The sequence below is a fragment of the Burkholderia sp. Bp8986 genome, from assembly GCF_003854225.1.
GTDB lineage: Bacteria > Pseudomonadota > Gammaproteobacteria > Burkholderiales > Burkholderiaceae > Burkholderia.
This window is the reverse complement of record NZ_QTQM01000189.1, coordinates 1-672: the sequence shown is the minus strand read 5'-3', so window position 1 is coordinate 672 and position 672 is coordinate 1. Positions and strand designations below refer to the sequence as shown.

The window sequence follows — 672 nt, the reverse complement described above, 5'->3', positions numbered from 1 at the left end:
CGTGACAAGACAGAAACAGACTTTGCCATCCACTACATTACCGATTTACGTCCGGCGGACGGCGACACGTGTCGCACAGGCTGAGTTTATCTGGCGGTCATCATCGACCTGTTCAGCAGGCAGGTGGTGGGCTGGTCGATGCACATGAAAGCAGAACTGGTCACGGATGCGCTGCGTATGGCGTGGTTCCGGCGCCGCCCAGAGGCCGGCGTTATCGTCCATAACGACAGGGGTAGCCAGTATTGCAGCGGGCTGTTCCAAGACACGCTGAGGGCCTACGGCATGCGCTCGTCGATAAGTCGGCCCGGCGATTGCTGGGACAATGCCCCGACCGAAAGCCTGCCGGGTTCGCTGAAAGTTGCACGTCTGCATGGCCGGCACTTCGCGACCCGGCGTACGGCAATGGATGAAATCGTCGACTGGCTTGGCTTTTACAATTCGCGCCGGCTACGCTCGACTACGTCAGCCCCATGACGCTCGAGAAAAACTGGTTCGCCGCTCAACACGGGCCGGCCGCATAAATCTCTCAGCTATGGGATTCGCGAAACAGCGGCAAGGTCACCTCTCTGGAATGGACTCTTTACCGTCACCACACTAAGAGTCGCTAACACAACCTGGACGTCAAGGGCTCAAGACCATATGCTTGCGTCATGGCGAGACGCAAAATCAGCA

Annotated in this window: 1 pseudogene; it reads left to right on the top strand. The window is 58.2% G+C overall.

Going from position 1 to position 672, the window contains the following annotated elements:
* Positions 1-84: 84 nt before the first annotated feature.
* Positions 85-521, top strand: a pseudogene (locus DID99_RS36820) (DDE-type integrase/transposase/recombinase); the annotation flags it as partial.
* Positions 522-672: the final 151 nt, after the last annotated feature.